Origin of the sequence: Pseudoalteromonas sp. S1727 (genome assembly GCF_005886375.1) — a bacterium.
GTDB classification, from domain to species: domain Bacteria; phylum Pseudomonadota; class Gammaproteobacteria; order Enterobacterales; family Alteromonadaceae; genus Pseudoalteromonas; species Pseudoalteromonas haloplanktis.
The window spans coordinates 1-22,860 of sequence record NZ_PNDT01000036.1; the positions used below are offsets into that span (position 1 = coordinate 1).

The 22,860-nt window shown below is 40.3% G+C and carries 18 protein-coding genes; 13 read left to right on the forward strand and 5 right to left on the reverse strand.

Going from position 1 to position 22,860, the window contains the following annotated elements; genetic code table 11:
- The first annotated feature begins 370 nt into the window (after positions 1 to 370).
- From CWB85_RS10355 to CWB85_RS10365, 3 genes are all read left to right on the forward strand, one after another.
- The gene (locus CWB85_RS10355) at positions 371 to 2,551 is read left to right on the forward strand and encodes a tetratricopeptide repeat protein (RefSeq protein ID WP_138554814.1); all 2,181 of its coding nucleotides are present in this window, start codon (positions 371 to 373) and stop codon (positions 2,549 to 2,551) included.
- A gap of 110 nt (positions 2,552 to 2,661) precedes the next feature.
- Positions 2,662 to 2,859, forward strand: a complete 198-nt coding sequence (locus CWB85_RS10360; protein WP_016709211.1) for a hypothetical protein — start codon at positions 2,662 to 2,664, stop codon at positions 2,857 to 2,859.
- A 12-nt stretch (positions 2,860 to 2,871) separates the two neighbouring features.
- Entirely contained in the window at positions 2,872 to 3,555 is a 684-nt protein-coding gene (locus CWB85_RS10365; protein ID WP_249314829.1) for a response regulator, read from the forward strand.
- Positions 3,556 to 3,606: 51 nt separating this feature from the next.
- Here CWB85_RS10365 and CWB85_RS10370 read toward each other — a convergent pair whose 3' ends face one another.
- The 4 genes from CWB85_RS10370 to nirB all read right to left on the reverse strand — a co-directional run bounded on the left by CWB85_RS10370 (position 3,607) and on the right by nirB (position 8,953).
- Complete coding sequence (locus CWB85_RS10370) at positions 3,607 to 4,878, reverse strand: nitrate- and nitrite sensing domain-containing protein (protein WP_171039003.1); 1,272 nt, start codon at positions 4,876 to 4,878, stop codon at positions 3,607 to 3,609.
- 283 nt (positions 4,879 to 5,161) lie between these two features.
- On the reverse strand, positions 5,162 to 6,025 hold the full coding sequence (cobA, locus tag CWB85_RS10375) for a uroporphyrinogen-III C-methyltransferase (protein WP_138554817.1): 864 nt from the start codon (positions 6,023 to 6,025) through the stop codon (positions 5,162 to 5,164).
- A 23-nt stretch (positions 6,026 to 6,048) separates the two neighbouring features.
- The gene (gene nirD / locus CWB85_RS10380) at positions 6,049 to 6,396 is read right to left on the reverse strand and encodes a nitrite reductase small subunit NirD (RefSeq protein ID WP_138554818.1); all 348 of its coding nucleotides are present in this window, start codon (positions 6,394 to 6,396) and stop codon (positions 6,049 to 6,051) included.
- The gene (nirB, locus tag CWB85_RS10385; protein ID WP_138554819.1) at positions 6,383 to 8,953 is read right to left on the reverse strand and encodes a nitrite reductase large subunit NirB; all 2,571 of its coding nucleotides are present in this window, start codon (positions 8,951 to 8,953) and stop codon (positions 6,383 to 6,385) included. The genes nirD and nirB overlap by 14 nt, the downstream gene beginning before the upstream one ends.
- Positions 8,954 to 9,547: 594 nt before the next feature.
- Here nirB and CWB85_RS10390 point away from each other — a divergent pair.
- From CWB85_RS10390 to CWB85_RS10435, 10 genes are all read left to right on the forward strand, one after another.
- Positions 9,548 to 10,885, forward strand: coding sequence for an RICIN domain-containing protein (locus CWB85_RS10390; RefSeq protein ID WP_016709218.1), 1,338 nt, complete (start codon positions 9,548 to 9,550; stop codon positions 10,883 to 10,885).
- Between the two features lie 196 nt (positions 10,886 to 11,081).
- On the forward strand, positions 11,082 to 13,349 hold the full coding sequence (locus CWB85_RS10395; RefSeq protein WP_138554820.1) for an agarase: 2,268 nt from the start codon (positions 11,082 to 11,084) through the stop codon (positions 13,347 to 13,349).
- Positions 13,339 to 14,325 (forward strand): SMP-30/gluconolactonase/LRE family protein, encoded by a 987-nt coding sequence (locus CWB85_RS10400; RefSeq protein WP_138554821.1) that lies wholly within the window; start codon positions 13,339 to 13,341, stop codon positions 14,323 to 14,325. The genes CWB85_RS10395 and CWB85_RS10400 overlap by 11 nt, the downstream gene beginning before the upstream one ends.
- A 176-nt stretch (positions 14,326 to 14,501) precedes the next feature.
- Entirely contained in the window at positions 14,502 to 15,611 is a 1,110-nt protein-coding gene (locus CWB85_RS10405) for a mandelate racemase/muconate lactonizing enzyme family protein (protein ID WP_138554822.1), read from the forward strand.
- Between the two features lie 10 nt (positions 15,612 to 15,621).
- Positions 15,622 to 16,644 carry a zinc-dependent alcohol dehydrogenase gene (locus CWB85_RS10410; protein ID WP_138554823.1) on the forward strand — a complete coding sequence of 341 codons (1,023 nt, stop codon included), beginning with the start codon at positions 15,622 to 15,624 and terminating at the stop codon, positions 16,642 to 16,644.
- Between the two features lie 11 nt (positions 16,645 to 16,655).
- On the forward strand, positions 16,656 to 17,420 hold the full coding sequence (locus tag CWB85_RS10415) for an SDR family oxidoreductase (protein WP_138554824.1): 765 nt from the start codon (positions 16,656 to 16,658) through the stop codon (positions 17,418 to 17,420).
- Between the two features lie 4 nt (positions 17,421 to 17,424).
- Entirely contained in the window at positions 17,425 to 18,873 is a 1,449-nt protein-coding gene (gene aldA, locus CWB85_RS10420) for an aldehyde dehydrogenase (protein ID WP_138554825.1), read from the forward strand.
- A gap of 202 nt (positions 18,874 to 19,075) precedes the next feature.
- On the forward strand, positions 19,076 to 20,248 hold the full coding sequence (locus tag CWB85_RS10425) for a cytochrome P450 (protein ID WP_138554826.1): 1,173 nt from the start codon (positions 19,076 to 19,078) through the stop codon (positions 20,246 to 20,248).
- A gap of 40 nt (positions 20,249 to 20,288) precedes the next feature.
- Positions 20,289 to 20,597: a 2Fe-2S iron-sulfur cluster-binding family protein gene (locus tag CWB85_RS10430; protein ID WP_138554827.1), complete on the forward strand. Its 309-nt coding sequence runs from the start codon at positions 20,289 to 20,291 to the stop codon at positions 20,595 to 20,597.
- Positions 20,598 to 20,615: 18 nt separating this feature from the next.
- Positions 20,616 to 21,893, forward strand: coding sequence for an NAD(P)/FAD-dependent oxidoreductase (locus tag CWB85_RS10435; protein WP_138554828.1), 1,278 nt, complete (start codon positions 20,616 to 20,618; stop codon positions 21,891 to 21,893).
- Positions 21,894 to 21,899: 6 nt separating this feature from the next.
- On the opposite strand, the gene CWB85_RS10440 is transcribed toward CWB85_RS10435, so the two are convergent.
- Entirely contained in the window at positions 21,900 to 22,763 is an 864-nt protein-coding gene (locus CWB85_RS10440) for a helix-turn-helix domain-containing protein (protein WP_249314831.1), read from the reverse strand.
- Positions 22,764 to 22,860: the final 97 nt, after the last annotated feature.

The window sequence follows — 22,860 nt, forward strand, 5'->3', positions numbered from 1 at the left end:
ATATTATTATGATAATATTTTGAACGCAACTATTTTCGACCTCTGAACAGTGATTATACCAATCGTGTTAAGTTACTGACCATTTATAGCGACAGATAAATACAGTGATAACAAGGCATAAATTTTGACATGTAGTTGTTCTACTTGAAAAATTTATAACGCAGTTAGCGCTTTATTTAGCCCGCTAGAATGGTTAAATATTTAAGTCGATTGGTATTAATCCCTTATTAATCATGAAATAATGTCAGCTATTTTTATCTGTTTTATATAATTAATAAGTGTAAAATTAAGGATAAAAATGGCTGTATATATAGTGTAAAGGCTATCTATTTAGCATTCATTCGCATCACTTAAAATTAGAATAAAAATAATGCAGCATCTATTAATCGTCTTCTTATTGGTAATACTCTCACTTTCTTTTCACTCTTGGGCGGATCCTTTAGGCACTGCAGCGTTTGAGCGTTTTGTGCAAGGGATAGAGCAACAACAAAAGAAAACAGATACAGTAACTCAGGGGAAAGCGCTTTTAGCAGAATCATTGACTGAAGAACAGCGTGCATATGTACTACACAAAGTTGCTCTAGCGAATAATAAATTAGGACAATTTGATGAAGTCGAGCGTGATTTAGACAAATTAGAAGCGCTATTGAAAAGCTATGATAGTAACGAGTATCGTGGCAAGTTGTATATTACGAGAGGCGATTTAGCGATTAATTTAGGGCAGTTTAATTCTGCTCAGAATCACTTTAAAAACGCGATTGCGATGTTTGAGTTAACAAAAGACTACCGTATGCTCAGCCACACCCTCCGTTTTTACTCATTTTCACTTAAAGCGAACGGTCAATTTAGCGAGGCACTGATCGCTGTTGAAAAAGCCAAAGAAGCCGCAAAGCTGGCTGAAAATACGCCAGTTACAATGGCCGCTTTTAATGCTGAAGCAGGTATTTATAATGATTTAAAACTACCAGAAAAAGCACTAAAACTGCAGTTAGAATTATTAGCTTATGTTACTACACAAGCTGAAAACCCAAATACTTGGTATGCGCAGTTACATTATAGTATTGGTGATAGCTATGCGACGTTAAAAGAGCACGAAAAAAGTTTAGATGCGTATAAAAAAGCCTATCAGTATGATCTAGAAAATCAAATGTTTAACTACGCGGGTTATGATTTAGTTCAGATCAGCCGTCAACTTATGGCACTCAAGCGCTATGACGAAGCGCCAAGTTATTTACAACACGCTTTGGATTTATTTACAGAACTGGATAGCCCGAGAAATATAGCTTGGGTAAAAGGTAATCAAGCTGAACTCCAATTACTTAAACATCAGTATGCAACAGCGATTAACTTATTCAAAAGTGTCATGGCTAGCTTGGATGCTGTGGAAGATAAAGCGTTACATCAAGAGTTTTCACTTTTATATGCAAAGGCTTTACTTGGTACACAGGAGCAGCAGCGAGCGGTTAAAGTTTTAGAGGGCATATCGACAAACGAATCCACTTTTGAAGTACAAATGATGAAGCTCAACTTATTATCTCAAGCATATAGTGAGCTCAATAAGTTTGCTGATGCTTTTGCCATGAAGCAGCAGTCCTATACTATGCTAGAAGAGCAACTCGAACAGGATGCTAAGTCCAAAGCTTTAGGTTATGCAGCTCAAACGCAATATCAAACTACTCAAATTGAGCTCGCTGAGATTAAAAATCAACACAAGATCAACGAGATTAAAAATCAACAATATCTACTCATAATAGGTACTATCGCATTAATAATGTTGATTGGGTTGGTGGTTACTTACATTCTTTATCAACAGAAAAAGAAAATGAGCGAAAAAGAAGCACAAGTGCTCAATAATTCGATACAACTTAAGGAACAATTATTGGCAGATGTGTCGCATGAATTACGCACACCGTTAACTGTTTTAAAATTAAATATAGAGTCATTAGAGCATAATTTAGTTGAAAACCCAGATACGACTTACAAGATTTTACATCAAAGATTAGACCGCTTGAATCAGCTCATTACCGATATTTATGAACTTGCGCAATCAGACAGTGGTAGCTTTGTATTACACACAAAAAAATACAATGCGTATGAGCTGGTAAGTCACTTTGCTGATGATATTGCAACGCTAGTCACAGCTGCGGGGCTAGAGTTTAGTCAACACGTTAGTATTGATAAAACAATTACTATTGAGCTTGACAGTGATAGATTAAATCAAGTTATTCATAATCTGGCGCGTAATACAGTGAATTATACAGATACCCCAGGTAAGGTGATGTTTACTTCGCAAATAGAAAGTGGCTATTTAAAGTTATGTTTAAGTGACTCAAGCCCTGGTGTTTCTGAAGCGGACTTCGTTAATATTTTTGAGCGATTATACCGTTGCGATAAATCAAGGAGTCGTGATTTAGGTGGTTCAGGACTGGGCTTGGCCATTAGCCACAAAATAGTGTCTTTACACGGTGGGCAAATTAATGCGCAAGCCAGTGAATTTGGTGGGCTTGCAATTACAATATTACTGCCAGTTGAAAAGAGCAAATTACTGTAAATGATAGTGATTATCCATATTTCCTCCATATTGTTGAGCTTTAATAGCACCATTAAAGCCCAGTACCAAATGGTATTTGGTGTAAATATAAAATGGATAAGGCACACACTATGTCTTTTACACAAGCTATCTCACCACAACTCAGTTTTATAGAGCTGATAAGCCCATGTGATCATGATTTGCTTTCAGAGATCTCCAGCAGTGACGATATACCAGAGATTTTGGCTATGTTATTACTCGACGAAACATTATCATCTACTTTGAAGTTCTCAATAAAAAAACAGTTAAAAATGTTACAACAAAAATAAATGGGCTTTTACATGCAACACGTTTTGATAGTCGAAGATGATGCCGATATCGCACATCAAGTAATATTATTTTTTAAAGCGTCTGGGTTTAAAACAACTCACATTATGGATGGCGCTTCTGTTGTAGCTTGGGTTAAGTTAAATACACCAGACACTATCATTATGGATGTTATGTTGCCAAACCAAGATGGGGTCGAGTGCTTAAAACAAATTAGACAGTTTTCGATGGTGCCTATTATTATGGTAACAGCTAAAGTTGCAGAAGCCGATCGTCTGAGGGGACTGGAACTAGGGGCGGATGATTATGTTTGTAAGCCCTTTAGTGGCGCTGAGTTAGTAATGCGTGTGAAAGCGATTTTGCGCCGTTGTAGTGCACATGAATCGCAAGTGCATATGGAAGAACTCATCGAAGTAAATACAGATAACTTGACAGTGAGAATTAAAGGGCAACAGTTAATTCTCACTAAAGTTGAATTTGATCTCTTCTCACTTTTGTATCATGCACCGAATCGTATTTTTTCTAGACAACATATTCTGGAGCACTTACAGCCAAGTAATTTTGATATTGCAGATCGCGTAATTGATAGCCATATAAAAAATATTCGTAAAAAAATAAAACATTTAAACTTCTCTCCTAAGATAGTCGGCTCTGTATATGGAGCTGGCTATCGTTTTGATAAGCAGCAAATAGGCTAAGCGAAAATACCTGAACTATATGTGACCAATCGCTAATTGTATTGTCTTTGGCTAATCCACTAGCGTAATTATTTGCTCTGCAACTTGATGTAAACTGACATGGTTATCCATAGCTTGTTTTTGTAATTTTTTATGTGCTTGGGCCTCGGTCAATTTTAATTGTTCAATAAGTATGAATTTAGCTTGGTTAATGGTTTTTTGCTCATTGATAACTTTTCTGGCTTCGCTAAGTGCATTATTTATTTGTTTTATATGCTGACTTTGTTCGGCAATTAAATCGTACATGGTTTTATTTGCTGCGAGTTTCTGTGCTGCTACATTGGTATTTGCAAAGCCATTTAACTCAGCTGATAAAAGTGTAGCTGTGGTGAGCACACTGAAATCGGGACTGTCCTTAGTAAGAATAGCTAGCGTGCCTTGATGGGTATCTAAACTTTGCTTCGCTTCAACTATCCGCTCTTTTGCTGCCGATATTAAACGCTTAGAAATTTGTTGTTCTATTTGATGCATAATATCAATTCTGGCGGTTGCTATGTCAAACCAGACTTCACTAAGCTGTGACAATTCTTGATTCTTGCTTGGATCTAACTGGTGCAGCATAGTGCGTAGTTTTTCTATTTCTTGGCTTGACTCATCCTGTAGTAGAAGCTTGTAGCTTAGAGTAAGTTGCTCATCTGCATATTGACGAAAAAAATCAAAGCTGGTTTGTTGGTTTTGTTGAAAATGACTTAATAGTGCTTTTTGTTCAGCATCAAACTTATTACTGGCAAACGCCATTGCCCCATAAGCACGTTCTTGGCCGGCATACTCTTTACCTTGTATAAAGTTAAAATAAGCAACTAAGATGCGGGTGATCACCGGATCACTGGCACCATCAGCGGTTTCTAAAAAGACATTTAATAAGCTGGTGATTATTTGCGTAAAAGACTGTGTTGACTGGCTAGCACTGAGCGCTTGTTTGGCCACTTTTTCACGTAAGGAATGCAGTGTGTCCAGCGATTGTAGACTGATAGTTATTAAATTATATAGGCGGCTATTACCTACGCCGGGTTTGGTACATAAATAAGTTTGCGCGAGTGATTCAAATAAAGCGTGTTGTAAAATATCGGAGTGTTTTATTTGTTGTTGTAGTTGTTGTGCAAAGAGGGTTCTGTTTGAGGCGAGATAAATATTACTCATTGCTCGCTCTTTTTGTAGTTGATGGACAAATTGACCGAGCTTTATTAGGTTGTAACAACTTTTTTGTAACTGTTCTAGCGCGTGGATCTCTTCGTATTTAGCGGCTAATAGAAATTTTTTAGTGAGCGAATTATTGTGAGCCATAAATAGTTTTTTTGTGTTGTTATTTATGCTGACAGTTGCAACCTTCATTCCAGTTAAAAATAAACCCGAAATTTACCAAAGTTTAAATTAAAACTGTTTAATAACATGGTCTTATAGTTTTATTGCAAGGAGTTGAATGATGCTAAATTGAGCCGCTAGACTAAAATGATGTATTTTGGTGCAAAGAATGCACTGCAACGATGCTTACAGAAAGTGCGCTTGCTCAGTATTTTACTCCCGTAGGTTGAGAGCAAGCGCGCGTATGATTAGTGTTTATTGGTTGTTAAACCCCATAGGCTGTAACATTAAGTAACTCAGGGCTAATTGGCATAGTGTGATCAATTACCTCACCGATAATAATTAGTGTAGGGCCGTGGATCGCTTCTGAAGAGGGGATCTTATAGGCTTTATCCAATGTTGAAGTATTCACTCGTTGCTCTAAGGTGGTTGCTTGTTCAATCAGTGCAATAGGGGTGTCTTTTGGCCAACCAACAGCAATAAGCCCAGAGACTAACTGCTCTAATCTATTTAATCCCATATATACGACTAATGTGGAATTATCGCCATTGGGTATATAACGGTATTTTTGCCAGTTAGGTTGCTTTTTAGGGTCGCTAAATTGGGCCGTCATAAAGGTAATACTGGCCGCAACATTACGCTTAGTTAGTGGAATTCCGGTATAAGCAGAGGTTGCACATGCGGTAGTGACACCCGGTATAATCGCAAACTTGATTGCAGCCTGTTGCAGTGCGTCAGCTTCTTCACAGCTACGTGCAAAAATACTCGGATCGCCCCCTTTTAAGCGCACTACGGTTAAGCCTTGTTGCGCATATTTAACGAGTTGTTGGCAAATTTGCGGCTGTGTCATTGAGTGTTTACCAGCACGTTTACCAACAAATACGCGTTTACAGCTGGCAGGCAGTGAGGTGATCAGTTCATCGGCTACCAACCAATCATATAAGACGACATCGGCAGTGTCTAAGATTCGCTGTGCCTTGACGGTAATAAGCTCAGGATCGCCAGGGCCGGCGCCAATTAAGTACACGTGTCCCGTTTTACCTTTACGACTTTGGCTTGCAGTATTGCGGGTAAAAATGTTATCAAGCCAGTTATTTTCTATGCTTGAAAAGTATGAAAATACACTCATAATTATCTCACTTTTTAACAGGCTTAACTGGCTGCCAACACCGGTTGACAGCTAATAAACACTTGATCCTGCTCTACTTTAGTTTGATAGACAGGTACCCGAATTGTTTCTGCTTCTAAGCATTGACCGGTTTTTAGGCAAAAATGCTGTTTATACAATGGCGAAGCGACTACTAAGTTCTCTTGTAGTGAGCCAACAATTCCCCTCGCTAACACATTTGCTTTGCCGATGGGGTCAAAGTTACTAATAGCAAAAACTGATTGCTCATCATCAGGAATATAAAATACGGCAACTTGTTGATTATTAACCTGTGCGCAGATACCACTATTTAATACTAAATCATTTAATGTACCAATATTATACCAAGACATCTTCTTGCTCCTGTGTAATTTCTGTTACTGCGATTGGGCGTTGCTGCGTATATTTAAGTGTGCTTTTCTCAGCTTCAGTCGCGGGGCGGATCTGATTGCGTTCTTGAACAAACACAATATTTTCATCGGCATCCGGGCTATTGACGAATTGACGGAAACGCTTAACTGCATTTGGATCTTCAATGGTACGTAGCCACTCACATGCATAGGTGTCAGTGATATACGCCATTTGTTGCTCAAGTTCAGCACAAATACCTAAGCTGTCTTCAATTACAACTTGGCGTAGGTAATCTAATCCGCCTTCGAGGTTTTCAAGCCATACAGACGTACGTTGTAGCTTGTCTGCGGTATTAACGTAAAACATTAAAATACGGTCGATATAGGCAATCAAAGTGGGTGTGTCTAAATCGGTCGCAAATAAGTCTGCGTGGCGTGGACGCATACCGCCATTACCACATACATAAAGGTTCCAACCATTTTCGGTGGCAATAATACCAATATCTTTGCTTTGCGCTTCAGCACATTCACGGGTACAGCCTGATACGGCCATTTTTATTTTATGTGGCGAGCGTAGACCTTTATAGCGATCTTCAATTGCAATGGCTTGGCCAACACTGTCTTGCACACCATAGCGACACCAAGTGCTACCGACACAGGATTTTACAGTACGCAATGATTTACCGTAAGCGTGGCCGGTTTCAAACCCTGCGGCTATCAGTTTTTCCCAAATTACTGGCAATTGTTCAAGACGCGCACCAAATAAATCAATACGTTGTCCACCCGTCACTTTACAATATAAGTTAAACTCTTTAGCAACTTCACCAAGTACTATCAGCTTATCAGCCGTTACTTCACCGCCAGCGATTCGTGGCACAACGGAATAAGAGCCATCTTTTTGCATATTAGCTAAATAAGTATCGTTGGTATCTTGTAAGCCAACATGCTGCTCCTCTAAGATATAGTCATTCCATGTTGATGCTAAAATTGACCCCACAGCAGGCTTACAGATCTCACAACCATGGCCTTCACCATGGCGTTTAAGCAACTCAGCAAATGTTTTTATTTTCTCTACTTTTACAAGGTGTAATAGCTCTTGACGAGAATAAGCAAAGTGTTCGCACAGATGGTTATTTACTTCAACACCACGCTCTGCAAGTTCGGCATCCACAACCGATTTAAGTAGTGCGGTACAGCCACCACAACCAGAGCTTGCTTTAGTACAAGTTTTTACTGCGCTAAGTTCATTTGCGCCATTATCGATGGCGGTGATGATGTCACTTTTACAGACATTGTGACATGAACAGATCGTTGCGGAATCGGGTAACGCACTGCTTGAGAGTGTTGGGGCACCTGCGCTATCTGGTAAAATAAGGCACTCTGGGTGTTCAGGCAGCGCCATATCATTGAGCATGTACTGTAATAACGTGTCATAATCGCTGGTGTCACCTACTAACACTGCGCCTAGTAACTTATCACCAGCTTCGTTGAGGACTATTTTTTTATAGCAATCACGAATTGGATCTTGATATATCAATTCTTTCGCATTAGCGGTTATACCATGGGCATCACCAATTGAGCCTACTTCAACACCCAACAATTTAAGCTTAGTGCTCATATCGGCGCCGTTAAATTGAAGGTCGCCACCTGACAGCTGACTTGCTGCAACTCGTGCCATATTGTAGCCAGGGGCGACTAAACCAAATAATTTCTTATCCCATAGTGCACATTCACCAATCGCAAAAATATCTTTATCTGATGTTTGACATGCATTATTAATTACGATCCCGCCGCGCTCACCTAAAGTAAGTCCAGCTTTATTACCTAGGTTATCGTATGGGCGAATACCTGCGGAGAACAGCACTAAATCGGTTTCTAAGTGGCTGCCATCTGCAAAATTTAAGCGGTAACGACATTGCTCACCAGCTACAATTTCACTGGTAGCTTTACCTGTGTGTACACTAACACCGAGTTCTTCAATTTTATTTCTTAGTAATTTACCGCCTTGTTGGTCAAGTTGTACCGCCATTAATTGCGGTGCAAACTCAACTACATGCGTATCTAAGCCTAATTGTTTTAATGCATTTGCAGCTTCTAATCCAAGTAAACCGCCACCAATCACCACACCTACTTTGCTATCATTAGCACAGGCTTTGATTTTTTCTAAGTCTTCAAGGGTGCGGTATACTAAACAGTGAGATTGGTCATTACCTTTAATGGGCGGCACAAAAGGGTATGAGCCAGTTGCCAAAACTAATTTATCATAATCGAAGTGTGTGCCATCAGCTGTTACGAGCTGCTTTTGCGTCACATCAATGTGTTCTACCCACTGGCTAGTATGGACAGTAATATTAAGATTTTGGTAGTTTTCATGGGTTGTTAACGCTAAATCGGCGGCTGTTTTACCATTAAAAACACTGGATAAATAGACCCGATCGTAGGCAAGGTTAGCTTCACCACATAATACCGTGATCTGCGCATGTTCATCGCAACTACGCATTTGCTCAACAAAATGGTGCCCCACCATGCCATTGCCAATAACGAGAATTTTCTGTGGCATTTGTCTTTTCCTTCAAGCTGACGGTTTAAATTTTGGCAATAAAAAAAGCCCGACACAGTAAACCTTTCGATTAGTGTGCGCGGGCTTCGTTGCCATTACTGCAAAAGCAGTTTTATTGTTATGTGTCTAACTAAGCAATATTATTGCCATATTTATAACTTAATGTTTTTTATAAATTTTGTGTTTTTTCTTTATCAGCTGATCACTGAAACGTTTATTGCTGGTGCAAGCTGGGCACTGAAAGGGTGCAGTTGCGCTAAATAATGGCCCTGCCAGCAACGTAATAACTGACGTGGCTATTAATAGATTCAATCTTTATGTTTTAACCAGTTATGTAAATACAGCTGCAAGAGCTCATTCTTACAGGTGTTCAAAAGGTTGTATTAAATGCAACAACAAGTCTTGTGCGATTACCTGTATTACTATGGCGTTAACTTATTTACACTGCACACTGTTAAAGCATGAGCACCAAAAATTGATTAATGTTAATGGTTTTTTGTTAACAAAGTGTTTATTTTGTTTTTTATTTGTACTAGTCTGTATTGGTCACATTGTGTGACCAAAATGACAACATCTAACTTTTAAGAGGCAAAAATGAAAAATAACCTTTTGTTGATCGGCTGTGTTTTAACATCTACAAATTTAATGGCCAACGATTGGGATGCAATTCCATTACCAGTCGCGCCTGACAATGGTAAAGTTTGGCAGCTACAGGAAGAATACTCAGATTCTTTTAATTACACAGGGAAGCCGGCGGCATTTACCAGTAAATGGAACGATACCTACTTTAATAGCTGGACAGGTCCAGGCTTGACCTATTGGCAACGTGATGAGTCTTGGGTTTCTGATGGTAATTTAATTATTAGTGCTTCACGTCGTGCAGGTACTGATCAAGTCAATGCAGGGGTGATCACTTCAAAAACTAAAGTCACTTTCCCAATATTTTTAGAAGCCAGTATTAAGGTGAGTAACCTAGAGTTATCTTCAAATTTTTGGTTGCTAAGCGATAATGATGAACGCGAAATTGATGTACTAGAAGTATACGGTGGTGCGCGTGATGAATGGTTTGCTAGAAATATGTCGACGAACTTCCATGTTTTTATTCGCGATCAACAAACAAATCAAATAATCAGTGATTATAATGACCAAACCCATAATACGCCAAGCTGGGGAACATACTGGCGAGAAGGCTTTCATCGCTTTGGTGTGTATTGGAAAAGTCCAACAGATGTCACATTTTATATTGATGGCCAGCAAACGCCAGATGGTTCTTGGGCACAAGTAGTCATGAAAGACAAAGACTACACTGGGGCTACGTTAAATAAGAACACACATAATATGGATCAATCTGCTTATATTATTATTGATACTGAAGATCATGATTGGCGCTCAGAAGCGGGTAATATTGCAACTGATGCAGACCTAGCCGATGACAGTAAAAATAAAATGTACGTTGATTGGGTGCGCGTGTATAAACCCGTTAATGCAGCAAATACAAGCACTGTTACTAGTGGCGCGCAAATTAAAGCAAAACACAGTCAAAAGTGTATCGATATTAAAAACGGTGCAATGAATAACGGCAGTACTTATCAGCAATGGAATTGTAATTCTAATAACGAGAACCAAGCATTTGAGCTCGTTGAACTCGCAAATAACGAATATGCTATCAGTTCACAATTAACTGGCTTGTGTATGCAAATTGCAAATTCAAGTACCTCAAATGGCGCTGGGGTTGAACAGTGGGTGTGTGATCACACAAAAGCCAATCAACGTTTTACACTGAACAATACAGGAGATGGCTACTTTGAGCTTAGATCAAGCTTAAGTAATAAATGTATTGATATAGCAGGTAAATTACAAACCAATGGCGCGTCAGTTGTGCAGTGGCAGTGTTATAACGGCGATAATCAACGTTTTCAGCTGATTGAGTAAAAAGCAGCATATATTTTTTACAAACATAAAATTGTTAACAATTAATTGTTATTGATTTTGTGTTGTGTAATTATTCTACATAGTACCTAACCGCTTTTATTGCAAAAGCGGTTCTTTCATAATAAAAGAATAGGCTTGCTATGAAAAAAACACACACAAGAATGTTTATATCTCATCAGTACTACTGCTAGGCACTATGTTGTCAGGTTGTACTAATAATCAACTCGAAGAAAACACGCCCGCAGTCGACACAACAAAAAAAGAGCACATGCTGTGGGATTTCGAAAAACCTGAATACCAGTCTTTTTTACAGCATCACAATGCCACGACTAAGCTAATTGAACAGCAAGGTAATCATAAGTTACAGGTTATATTTGCAGCCAAAACTCATCACGAAAGCGATATTGAATTTGTAAATAGCTCAACGTGGAATTGGCAAGCGTTAGGCAACTTTGCTTTTGCACTTGATATAGAAAACCCTGATAAGGCGTCTACCCAGTTATATATAAAAACAGTGGATGATAATGGTAGAGCACAAAGTCGCAGTGTAGTGGTGCCAGCTGAATCAAATAATACTTATTATATTGAGTTAAAAGGGGCCGATTTAAATACAGAGTCGGGTATACGCTCCAACCCGCCTAGTTGGCATAGTAGTTATACCCCGGTATTGTACCGAGGGGGTGAAAAGAACATTGATGTTAGTAAAGTAACCAAGGTGACGTTTGGCACAAAAGGTTTGTTAGCGGATAAGCAATTACTAATCGATAATGTAAGACTAATAAAGCCAACCAACTTTGACACCGAATACCTAGTAGGCTTGGTGGATGAGTTTGGCCAAAATGCCAAGCGTGATTTTAGCAACAAGGTTTCATCCACAGAGCAATTACTTGCAATCTCAGCGCAAGAGCAAAGACAACTGAAAAAGTCACCTGTTGAGGGGCGCTCAACGTTTAGTGGTTGGCAAGCGGGACCAAAACTTAAAGCAACCGGCTACTTCAGAACCGAAAAGTACCAAGGCAAATGGAGTTTAGTTGACCCGCAAGGTTATTTATTTTTTTCAACTGGTATTGCCAATGTACGCTTAGCGAATACCACCACAATTACAGGTTACGACTTTGACCAAAAGTACATTAAGCAAAGGGCGGCGGGTGATCTGACTCCTGAGGATTCAATCGGCTTAAATACGGCACCAAAAGCTGCGTGGCCATCACGTTATATCAGCTCAGAGCTGCGCGCTAACATGTTTAACTGGTTGCCTGACAGTGATGATCCTCTTGCCGACAATTATGGCTATCGCCGTGAAGTGCATAGTGGGGCAGTTAAAAAAGGTGAAACATTTAGTTTTTATCGAGCAAACTTACAACGCAAATACCAAACACGTGATGAGCAAACATTAATGAAAAAATGGCGCGATACCACGACTGATCGTATGTTGTCGTGGGGATTCACCTCTTTTGGTAATTGGCTTGACGATGATTACTATCAGCAAAACCGACTCCCTTACTTTGCCAATGCATGGATCATCGGTGATTTTAAAACAGTAAGTAGTGGTAATGATTACTGGAGCCCGCTACCTGATCCATTTGATCCTGTTTTTATTAAGCGCGCGGATATCACCTTAGCAACCGTGGCAGCGCAAGTGAACAATAGTCCATGGTGCGTTGGTGTTTTTATTGATAATGAAAAAAGCTGGGGCATGATGGGCTCAGTTAATTCGCAATATGGGTTAGTGATCAACACATTATCTGTAAATGCAACACAAAGCCCTACTAAAGCTGAATTCGTAAAACTGATGAAAGATAAGTACCAAGATATAGCTGCTTTGAATGCTAGCTGGAACAGCAATATTGCATCGTGGCATGAGTTTTCTAGTGGCATTACAGTCAAAAATATCAACAAGCAAGTTGAAGCTGATTTTTCCACTATGCTATTTCATTATGCTAACCAATATTTTGCCGTGGTAGAGCAAGCAACAGCAAAACACTTACCAAACCATCTCTATATGGGAGCTCGTTTTGCTGACTGGGGCATGACGCCAGAAATTCGTAACGCAGCAGCTGCTCATGCTGATGTGGTTAGCTATAACTATTACCGAGAAGGGCTCAATGATGATTTTTGGCACTTTTTAGCAGACATTGATAAGCCAAGCATTATTGGTGAGTTTCATAATGGGGCGTTAGATTCTGGACTATTAAACCCAGGGCTTATTCACGCCGAGTCGCAACACGACCGCGGTGTTAAATACCAACAATATATGTATAGCGTGATCGATAATCCATATTTTGTCGGGGCGCATTGGTTTCAATATATAGATTCGCCATTAACAGGGCGTGCCTATGATGGCGAAAATTATAACGTTGGCTTTGTTAATGTGGCAGATATTCCTTACATGCCCCTTGTTAATGCTGCTAAAGAAGTTAATCAGCAACTTTATCAACGCAGGTATACAAATAATGCTAACTAGTTATATTCAGGCTTGGGTAGTGCTTACAGCTGTGCTTATTAGCACCGCTGTAGATGCAGAGCCAGTGATAAAACAAGGCCCGTATGAAATCTACGATAACAGGGCGTTGCAGGTTTTAAATTTAGATGCACCAATCGAAACACTGGCAGCTGGTTTTGAGTGGCTTGAAGGGCCCGTATGGGTTGAAGACGGTGGGTATTTGTTGTTTTCAGATATTCCCAGCCACCGAGTCTATCGCTATCAGCCTGAGCAAGGTGTGCACCTTTATTTAGCCGATAGCGGTTACTCAAATGGCCTAGCCCTGAATAACCACAATGAGTTGGTGTTATTGCAATCACGCTCACGAAAAATTGTCACTATGACATCGTCGGTTAATGATCCTAAAACAAACTATCGCGAATTAGTGAGTCGTTATCAAGAGCAACAGCTCAACAGCCCAAACGATGGTATTTTTAATCAGCAAGGTACTCTATTTTTTAGTGATCCCCCTTATGGACTGGCTAAGCAGCTTGATGATCCCGCTAAAGAGCTAAGCTTCCAAGGGGTATATTCATTGAATGCAAAAGGCCAACTTAGTGTGCTTGATAAGCAATTAATTTACCCAAATGGGGTTGCGTTGTCTGGGGATGAAAAAACACTGTATGTGGCGGCATCAAATCCTGATAAACCCGCTTGGTATCGATATCAATTAAACCAAGATGGCACTGTTAAAAATAAAACGTTATTTTATCAATTGCCGGCAGTGGCAGATAACAGTCATGGTCTACCGGATGGATTAAAAATTCATCCCACTGGGATTATATTTGCAACAGGGCCTGGTGGGCTTTGGTTGTTTGATGAAAACGCTCAGCTATTAGCCAAAGTATCATTGCCTACCATCAGCGCAAACTTAGCATTTAATGCCCAACAAAACCGTGTGTATATAACCGCTCATACACATTTATTGTCATTTTCTTTAAACACTGGTCTTCAATAATCGTTTAGATCACTAGCAAGTTAAGCGGTTGCAGCTTAACTTGCTAGGCCACTCTTAGCTGCACGTCTGCGGCAAAGTTATTTTCATTTTATTAACTATATTACCTTTACAATAAATTTATGTTGTTGTAGATTGTTAACAATAGACAGTATCTTGTAAACTAAACTGGTGGCTAGATGAGAGATTCATTGCGAGCAATAAAAAATATAAAAGTAGAGTATTACCAAATTCCTCTCGCTGAGGTGTTAAGTGATGCTAAACACGGTGATCATACTCATTTTGAAGTTATCGCAGTGCGTATAATGACCAAAGACGGTTACGAAGGTATGGGTTACACCTATACCGGCGGTAAAGGTGGCCGCGCTATTTATTCGTTATTAAATGACGAAATTAAACCTGGTTTGATCGGGGCTGATTCATCAGCAATTATGTCAATTTGGGATAAGCTACAGTGGGACCTACATTACGTAGGCCGCGGTGGTTTATTAAGCTTTGCAATCTCTGCAGTAGATATTGCTTTGTGGGATATCAAATGTAAGCGCTTATCAGCACCACTTTGGCAAGTTGCTGGTGGACACAGAGATAAAACCGCGTGTTATGCCGGTGGTATTGATCTTAACTTTGATCAGCAAAAGCTCCTTAAGAATATTCAAGGTTACTTAGACCGTGGTTTTAATGCGGTAAAAATTAAAGTAGGCAAACAAGATTATAAAGAAGATGTGGCACGAGTGACCGCCGTTCGTGAGCTAATTGGTGCAGATAAAACGTTAATGGTTGATGCTAATTACTCGATGAATGTAGAACATGCAATCCGTTTTGCAAAAGCCATTGAGCAGTTTGATATAACCTGGTTTGAAGAGCCAACAATTCCAGATGATTACAAAGGGTTTGCACGGATTGCGCAAGCGACCTCAATTCCTTTAGCTATGGGTGAAAACCTACATACGTTATATGAATTTGGTTATGCGATTGATCAAGCAAAACTTGGCTTTTTACAACCTGATGCCTCAAATATCGGCGGTATAACAGGGTGGTTACATGTTGCTAGTTTAGCGTATACCCACAACTTGCCGATTTGTAGCCACGGTATGCATGAATTACATGTATCGCTATTGGCTTCACAACCTCATGCGGGATTCTTAGAAGTACACTCATTCCCGATAGATGAATACACCACGCGACCATTACAACTTGATAACGGCGAAGCCTGTGCACCAGATTTAATTGGTACCGGTGTCGAGTTTGACGCGCAATTAGTTAAGCCTCATTTAGTTAAGCAATCATAAGGTATTTACCATGCAAGCAGCAGAATATATTGGCAATAAATCATTTCGCATCGTCGAAGGAAAACAAGTAAAGCCACAAGCAGATGAAGTACGTTTAGATGTTGGTTTTGTTGGTATTTGTGGTACCGACATGCATATTTATCATGGCGTAATGGATCAGCGCGTTAACCCTCCGCATACCATAGGCCATGAAATTTCAGGTGTGGTTGCAGAGCTTGGTAGCAATGTAACTAACTTAAAAGTGGGTGATCGTGTCGTTGTACGCCCACTTGATTACTGCGGTGATTGTCCTGCATGTAATGCCGGCCATAGCCATGTATGTCATAACCTGAAATTTATGGGTATTGATTCAGTTGGCGCGTTTCAAAATTCATGGACAGTAAAAGCGCGTACTATTCATAAACTACCTGACAACGTAACACTTGAGCAAGGCGCATTAATTGAGCCTTTATCTGTTGCCTGTCATGATATTTCGCGTTCACGCTTAAAAGCCGGTGAAAAAGCAGTAGTGATCGGTGGCGGTCCAATTGGGCAACTCGTGGCCTTGGTTGCTAAAAGCGTCGGTGCTGACGTGTTGATCTCTGAAGTAAATAACGAGCGTCGTAAGTTTTCTGCGCGTTTTGATATTGAAACCATCAACCCACTAGAACAAGACTTGCAAGAGAATGTGTCTAAATGGAGTGATGGCAAAGGCGCTGATGTTGTTTTTGAAGTATCGGGTGTGCAACCTGCAGTTGAAGCTATGACCCAAATTGCAGCAGTACGTGGCCGCATTTGTATGGTTGCTATCCATTCTCAAAAGCCGCCAGTTGATTTGTTTCAATTCTTTTGGCGTGAACTAGAACTTGTTGGCGCACGTGTTTATGAAGATGCTGATTTTGAAATGGCGATTGATTTAGTTGCTCGCGGCAAAATTGATTTAGAACCATTTATCACTTCGGTCAGTGAACTGGCTGATATTAGCTCAGCGTTTGCTAGCATGGACAATAACCCTACGGGTATGAAAGCCCTTGTTTCTTGCCAAATTAAGTAATGGAAAATAACATGTTAGATAAATTTAGTCTTAAAGGTAAAACAGCATTAGTCACAGGTTGTAGCCGTGGTATTGGTAAAGCAATGGCACTGGCATTGGCTGAAGCCGGCGCTGATGTAATTGGCGTATCAGCGAGTTTAGCAAAATCAGGATCCGATGTTGAAACGCAAGTGCTTGCTCGTGGGCAAATGTTTTATGCTTACCAATGTGATTTTTCTAATCGTGAGAGCTTATATGCTTTTATTAATGATGTGAAAAAAGATCACCCTAAAATTGATATTCTAGTCAATAACGCAGGCTCAATTTTACGTGATCCGGCGGTAGAGCACAGTGATGAATATTGGGATAAAATCATTGAGATTAACTTAAACTCACAATTTATTTTAAGCCGTGAATTAGGTAAGGAAATGGTGGCTCGTGGGCAAGGTAAAATTATCTTTACTGCGTCATTATTAACCTTTCAGGGCGGGATCACCGTACCTGGTTATGCAGCAAGTAAAGGAGCGATTGGTCAATTAACCAAAGCACTTGCTAACGAGTGGGCCAGTAAAGGTGTTAATGTGAATGCCATTGCACCGGGGTATATTGCCACTGATAATACCGAAGCATTAAGAAATGATCCTGAGCGTGCAAAATCGATTCTAGATCGTATACCACAAGGTCGTTGGGGAACACCTGATGACTTTAAAGGGCCAACCGTATTTTTAGCATCAGATGCCTCAAACTACATGAACGGTAGTGTTCTATTAGTTGATGGCGGCTGGATGGGACGATAAAACCATGACAATAAAAAACAACGTAAACTTTATAAATGGTGAGTATATTAGCTCATCAAATAGCGACACCATCAGCGTGCTCTCACCCAGTACCGGCGAGCAAGTGGGTGTCATTCCTAAAGGCAGTGTTGAAGACGCACAACTTGCGCTTGAAACAGCCACGGTAGCACAAACTCAGTGGGCACAAAAAACACCGCGTGAACGCGCTACAATTTTACGCCGTTTTGCTCAAGGTATTCGTGATAATAACGAGCGCCTTGCTGAGCTATTAGTCCAAGAGCAAGGCAAGTTAATTGATGTTGCGCGTATGGAAGCCAATGTTACAGCCACATTTATTGAATATGCCTGTGATAATGCGTTGACGATCAAAGGAGATATCATTCCTTCTGATCACGAAAACGAAAAAATCTACATTCATAAAGTTCCCCGTGGTGTGGTTGTGGCAATCACAGCATGGAACTTCCCGTTGGCATTAGCGGGGCGTAAAATTGGTCCTGCGCTTATTACTGGTAACTCAATAGTCATTAAGCCAACCCAAGAAACACCATTAGCTACGATGGAATTGGGTGAAATTGCCAATCAAGCAGGTATTCCGCCAGGTGTGATCAACATTGTTAATGGGACAGGCTCAGTCGTTGGCCAACACTTATGTGAGAGCCCGCTGACAAAGCTAATCACCATGACCGGTAGTACCCGTGCAGGGCAAATTATTCATCAAGCAAGCGGTAAAAACTTAACCCCAGTAATGCTAGAACTTGGCGGTAAAGCACCGTTTATTGTGATGGAAGATGCTGATCTTGATAAAGCCGTTGCTGACGCTGTGGTAGCGCGTTTTGCTAACTGTGGTCAAGTTTGTACCTGTGCTGAGCGCTTATATGTGCACAGCGATGTCTACGATAGCTTTATAGAAAAATTCATTCCAAAAGTGCAAGCCCTTAAAGTAGGCGACCCAATGGACCCAAGTTCAGATATGGGGCCTAAGGTCAATCAAAGTGAAATTAATAATATTCACTCAATTGTTGAAAAAGGCATTGCACAAGGCGCTAAGCTTGTAACTGGTGGTAAAGTTGCCACAGTAGCAGGGTTTGAAGGCGGCAATTGGTATGAGCCAACGGTACTGGTTGATGTTGAGCAAGACAACATTTTAGTGCACGAAGAAACTTTTGGGCCGGTATTACCAATCATCAAAATCAACAGCATTGATGAAGCCATTGCTTATACCAACGACAGTGAATATGGACTCTCAGCGTACTTATACACTAAATCTATGGAATACATTCATCGCTCAATTGCAGAAATGGAAGTGGGTGAAGTGTATGTTAACCGTGGTTTAGGTGAACAACATCAAGGTTTCCACAATGGCTGGAAGCTAAGCGGTATGGGCGGTGAAGATGGCCAATACGGTTTAGAACAATATCTTGAGAAGAAAACCGTTTATTTAAATGAGCAGTAATTAGGCAGGGTGGATTCTCTCACATTTGCCCACCTAAAGCCGATGCAAACGCATCGGCTTTTTTGTGCCTGTGAGTTAATTAACGCCATGCTAAAAAGGACATGAAATTACCATTTTTTAATCTATTTTGCGTATTTAAGCCAAAAATATCAGACTAGTATAGTGCATTAAATTTACATTTTTGGTCGTAAGGTATTTCAGCATGACAGCAAAAGTTACAGGTGTGAGTGATTTTCCTGATGCATTCAAAGAGCAACGTAATGCATCGGGCATTGGGCAAATGGACGATCAGAATGATCCCGTAAATATGCTCTTAGGTTTAAAAGATGTACGAAAAGCCGCGCATAATTGTACGGTGTTTCAGTCAGGTGCTAAACCTGGGCGGATTGTTATTCCATCTGAAGTGGCAATTCGTGAAACACGGCAAATTCCTTTTGAAGTCGACCCGCCAGAGCATGGTGGCTTTCGTGAGTTATTAAACCCATGGTTTAAACGCCCGTTAGACGATGCGTATCAAGCTAGTTTACAGCAAATCATTGATGACACAATTGACTGTGCTTTGCGTGCGCAATCACTGGATATTGTGAGTGAATTTGCATTGCCCCTGCAATCGAAAGCGCTGACGTTGTTATTAAATACCACGATGGATAAAGCGCAAACCTGGATTGATTGGGGCACCCATGTATTTAGAAGCGAAAATAGTGATTTAGATGGCGATAAAGCTAATATTCTCTATGACTATATTGATCATGAAATAGATAAAGCTATTGCTAACCCAAGTGATGACTTGTACTCAGTATTACTTGCCGCGCAAGTGAATGGTCAAAAAATGACGAAAGAGCAAGTTAAAGGCGTCATGATCCTAACCTTTGCTGGTGGCCGCGATACGGTAATAAATGCCATCACCAATTCAATTGCTTACTTTAGTGAAAATATCAGTGACTTACAGCGTATTCATGATGAGCCTGAAATCATCAATCGTGCTGTTGAAGAGCTTATTCGTTACTTCTCACCATTAACACAGATGGGGCGTGTTGCAACCGAAGATACTCAAGTCTGTGAGCATGCAATAAAAGCGGATAGCCGTATATCACTATGTTGGGCATCGGCAAATCGCGATGAAAGCGTGTTTAAAAACCCTAATAACGTTGATTTTGATCGAAAAGTAAACCCTCATGTGAGTTTTGGCTTTAGTCATCACAACTGTTTAGGGGCCACTCATGCACGACAATTATTACGTCAATTAGTGTTATCACTGGCAAGTAAAGTAGCCAGCATAGACATAATCAAAGCCGTCGAAAACATTGAAAAGCTCGGTGAGTTTTCACGCAAGGTAGGCTTTAACCGCCTACAAGTCAGTATAAAAGCAAAGTAACGAACACTGTAGCAAGTGCAAAAAATAAGAGGATAGAACGATGGCTAAAGTAATTTTTATGACAAAAACCAATGGCGCTGTTGAGGTTGAAGGAAGCAGCGGCTCATTAATGGAGTTAGCTGCCGCGAATGGCGTTGCAGGTATTGATGGTGACTGTGGCGGCGTATGCTCATGCGCAACATGTCATATTTACGTTGCGCCTGATGATTTTGAAAAAATAGGCGCACCAGATGAAATCGAAAGTGACATGCTAGAACTTGATGATAACGTGACTGAATATAGCCGTTTATGTTGTCAAATTGAAGTTTCTGAAGATCTCGATGGCATGACCTTTGTTGTTGCTAACTAGATAGTTGAGCGATTTATTATGCAAAATATACACTCACCAACGCATTCACTTGATTTAAATATAGTGATAATAGGCGCCAGTCACGCAGGTGTGAACCTTGCGTTTAATTTACGTCAGCAAGGCTGGCTTGGCAGTATTACCTTAATAGATAGTGATCCTGAGTTACCTTATCACAGGCCGCCATTGTCTAAAAAAACATTGCAAGCAAGTGACACATTATCAACACCGCTTAAAGCTGAAAAAGCCTACACAGATAACAAGTTAGTACTGCGACTAGGGCAAACGGTGACAGCCATTGATAAGCAAGCAAACGTAATTACCTTAGATGATGACAGCCGCCTTACGTTTGATAAATTGGTGCTAGCAACGGGGTGTTCTGCTTTTATTCCGCCCATACCTGGATTGATCGATACCCTTGATGAGGCGGGTAACCCCCAGTATTTTGCAATGCGAACGTTTGCGGATGCCAAAGCGATTAAAGCTGCTTTAAATAACAGTACAGACAAACAGGTTGTCATTATTGGTGGCGGTTATATTGGGCTTGAATCAGCGTCATCGTTTGTTGCATTAGGCGCTGATGTAACCGTGATTGAAAAACAAGATAAAATATTATCACGTGTTACATCAAGTGTGATGTCTGACTTTTTAACCCAACTGCACCTAGGTAAAGGCGTAGCTCTACACACAGGCAAAGACGTTGTCGAAATACAACACCAAGGTAATAAACACCAGGTTGTGTGTAGCGATGGTAGCCATTATCTCGCAGATTTTATTTTAGTCGGGGTCGGCGTTAGGCTAAATACGCAATTGGCCAGTGATGCGAGCTTGGCGATTGAGCAAGGTATTAAAGTGAATGATGTTTGCCAAACGTCTCACCCTGATATTTTCGCAATTGGTGATTGTACAACGCACTTTAGCAAAATTTATCAACGTTGGATCCGTTTAGAGTCAGTACAAAATGCCGTTGATCAAGCTAAATCTGTGGCGCAGTGTCTAACGAATAAAGCGCCATTAGCTCCTGCGGTGCCTTGGTTTTGGTCAGATCAATACGAGTACAAATTGCAAATTGTTGGTTTGTCACAGGGGTATGACGAATTAATTGTTCGTGAAGATTCACCGACACAATTTTCGGTGTGGTACTTCAATGCTGAGCAATTGTTATGTGTTGAAGCGGTTAACAATAGCAAAGCCTATGTACTGGGTATGCAAGCAATTAAACAAAATTTACAGGTTAATAAACAGGTATTAAAAGACACCACAACGGCACTTACAAAAACATTATTACTAAGTGAGTAGCTGGCTTTAGGGCTGTAACTTCTGGCGATATTGTTGCCGATATTGGTAGGGGGTCACTTTGAAGTGATGCTTAAATTGCTTAATAAAATACGACGGGCTGGAAAAGTTTAAATCGTACGCTATTTCGGTCACCGATACATCTGTTTGTCCTAGCAGGCGTGCAGCGCTGTAAAGCTTGTGCTGCATAAGGTGATCAGAATAAGGCACTCTAAAGTGCTTCTTAAATACCCGCGAAAAATACGACGGCGATAAATGGCAAAGTTTCGCGGCTTGCTCAAGTGACAGGGTTAAGCCGTGGTTTGTTTTAAGTTCATTAATTATTGGTGTCAGCTTTTTAAAGCTGGCTGAGCCGCTTAATGGTTTTTGCTGCGCCGATAAGCTGCTTTTACCGTATTCGCACACCATCGTAATTAAGCTATTAAACAGTTGAGTACAGGTTTTACTTTTAGGGTTTTCGTTAAACTCACTCAGCATCCACGTGAGTAATTTATGAATTCTTTTTTGTATTTCAATACTAAAGCTTAAATGTAAACCGGTTTTAAGCAGCTCAGTAAACTCACTTAAAGCCGGATCGTTTAGGCGTTCAGGCATAAATTGCACTATGTACCAAGATTTAGAGCGAGGTTTGAGCTCAAAGTCATGGGTTTCCATGGCGGGGGTAAACACGGCTTCATAATCAGCTAATGTTGATTCACCTTGATGGTAAAAATAAGTGCCATCAATGCGTTCAAAAAATATAAATTCATGCACTTGATGAAAGTGCATAAAACACGAGTAAGCATCGTGCTGAAGATAACTAACGTGATGAATTTCAAACTCGTAGCCGTCTTTAATAGAAAACGGTTCACAATAGATTGTTGGCTTTGGCATATAGTTTATTGTTAACAAATTATAGTTGAGTTTAGCGTGCATTATTTATTGCTGCAATGATTGTGTAACAGCTGTGCATGCTGAATTTAGATAAAAG

Excerpts from the sequence above, each read along its gene's own strand:
- cobA (WP_138554817.1), bottom strand. The coding sequence starts at position 6,025 with ATGAGTGTATTTTCATACTTTTCAAGCATAGAAAATAACTGGCTTGAT.
- CWB85_RS10405 (WP_138554822.1), top strand. The coding sequence starts at position 14,502 with ATGAGAGATTCATTGCGAGCAATAAAAAATATAAAAGTAGAGTATTAC.
- CWB85_RS10370 (WP_171039003.1), bottom strand. The coding sequence starts at position 4,878 with ATGGCTCACAATAATTCGCTCACTAAAAAATTTCTATTAGCCGCTAAA.
- CWB85_RS10425 (WP_138554826.1), top strand. The coding sequence starts at position 19,076 with ATGACAGCAAAAGTTACAGGTGTGAGTGATTTTCCTGATGCATTCAAA.
- CWB85_RS10365 (WP_249314829.1), top strand. The coding sequence starts at position 2,872 with ATGCAACACGTTTTGATAGTCGAAGATGATGCCGATATCGCACATCAA.
- CWB85_RS10400 (WP_138554821.1), top strand. The coding sequence starts at position 13,339 with ATGCTAACTAGTTATATTCAGGCTTGGGTAGTGCTTACAGCTGTGCTT.
- CWB85_RS10430 (WP_138554827.1), top strand. The coding sequence starts at position 20,289 with ATGGCTAAAGTAATTTTTATGACAAAAACCAATGGCGCTGTTGAGGTT.
- CWB85_RS10440 (WP_249314831.1), bottom strand. The coding sequence starts at position 22,763 with ATGCCAAAGCCAACAATCTATTGTGAACCGTTTTCTATTAAAGACGGC.
- CWB85_RS10435 (WP_138554828.1), top strand. The coding sequence starts at position 20,616 with ATGCAAAATATACACTCACCAACGCATTCACTTGATTTAAATATAGTG.
- nirB (WP_138554819.1), bottom strand. The coding sequence starts at position 8,953 with ATGCCACAGAAAATTCTCGTTATTGGCAATGGCATGGTGGGGCACCAT.
- nirD (WP_138554818.1), bottom strand. The coding sequence starts at position 6,396 with ATGTCTTGGTATAATATTGGTACATTAAATGATTTAGTATTAAATAGT.
- CWB85_RS10415 (WP_138554824.1), top strand. The coding sequence starts at position 16,656 with ATGTTAGATAAATTTAGTCTTAAAGGTAAAACAGCATTAGTCACAGGT.
- CWB85_RS10355 (WP_138554814.1), top strand. The coding sequence starts at position 371 with ATGCAGCATCTATTAATCGTCTTCTTATTGGTAATACTCTCACTTTCT.
- CWB85_RS10395 (WP_138554820.1), top strand. The coding sequence starts at position 11,082 with ATGTTGTCAGGTTGTACTAATAATCAACTCGAAGAAAACACGCCCGCA.
- aldA (WP_138554825.1), top strand. The coding sequence starts at position 17,425 with ATGACAATAAAAAACAACGTAAACTTTATAAATGGTGAGTATATTAGC.
- CWB85_RS10410 (WP_138554823.1), top strand. The coding sequence starts at position 15,622 with ATGCAAGCAGCAGAATATATTGGCAATAAATCATTTCGCATCGTCGAA.
- CWB85_RS10360 (WP_016709211.1), top strand. The coding sequence starts at position 2,662 with ATGTCTTTTACACAAGCTATCTCACCACAACTCAGTTTTATAGAGCTG.
- CWB85_RS10390 (WP_016709218.1), top strand. The coding sequence starts at position 9,548 with ATGAAAAATAACCTTTTGTTGATCGGCTGTGTTTTAACATCTACAAAT.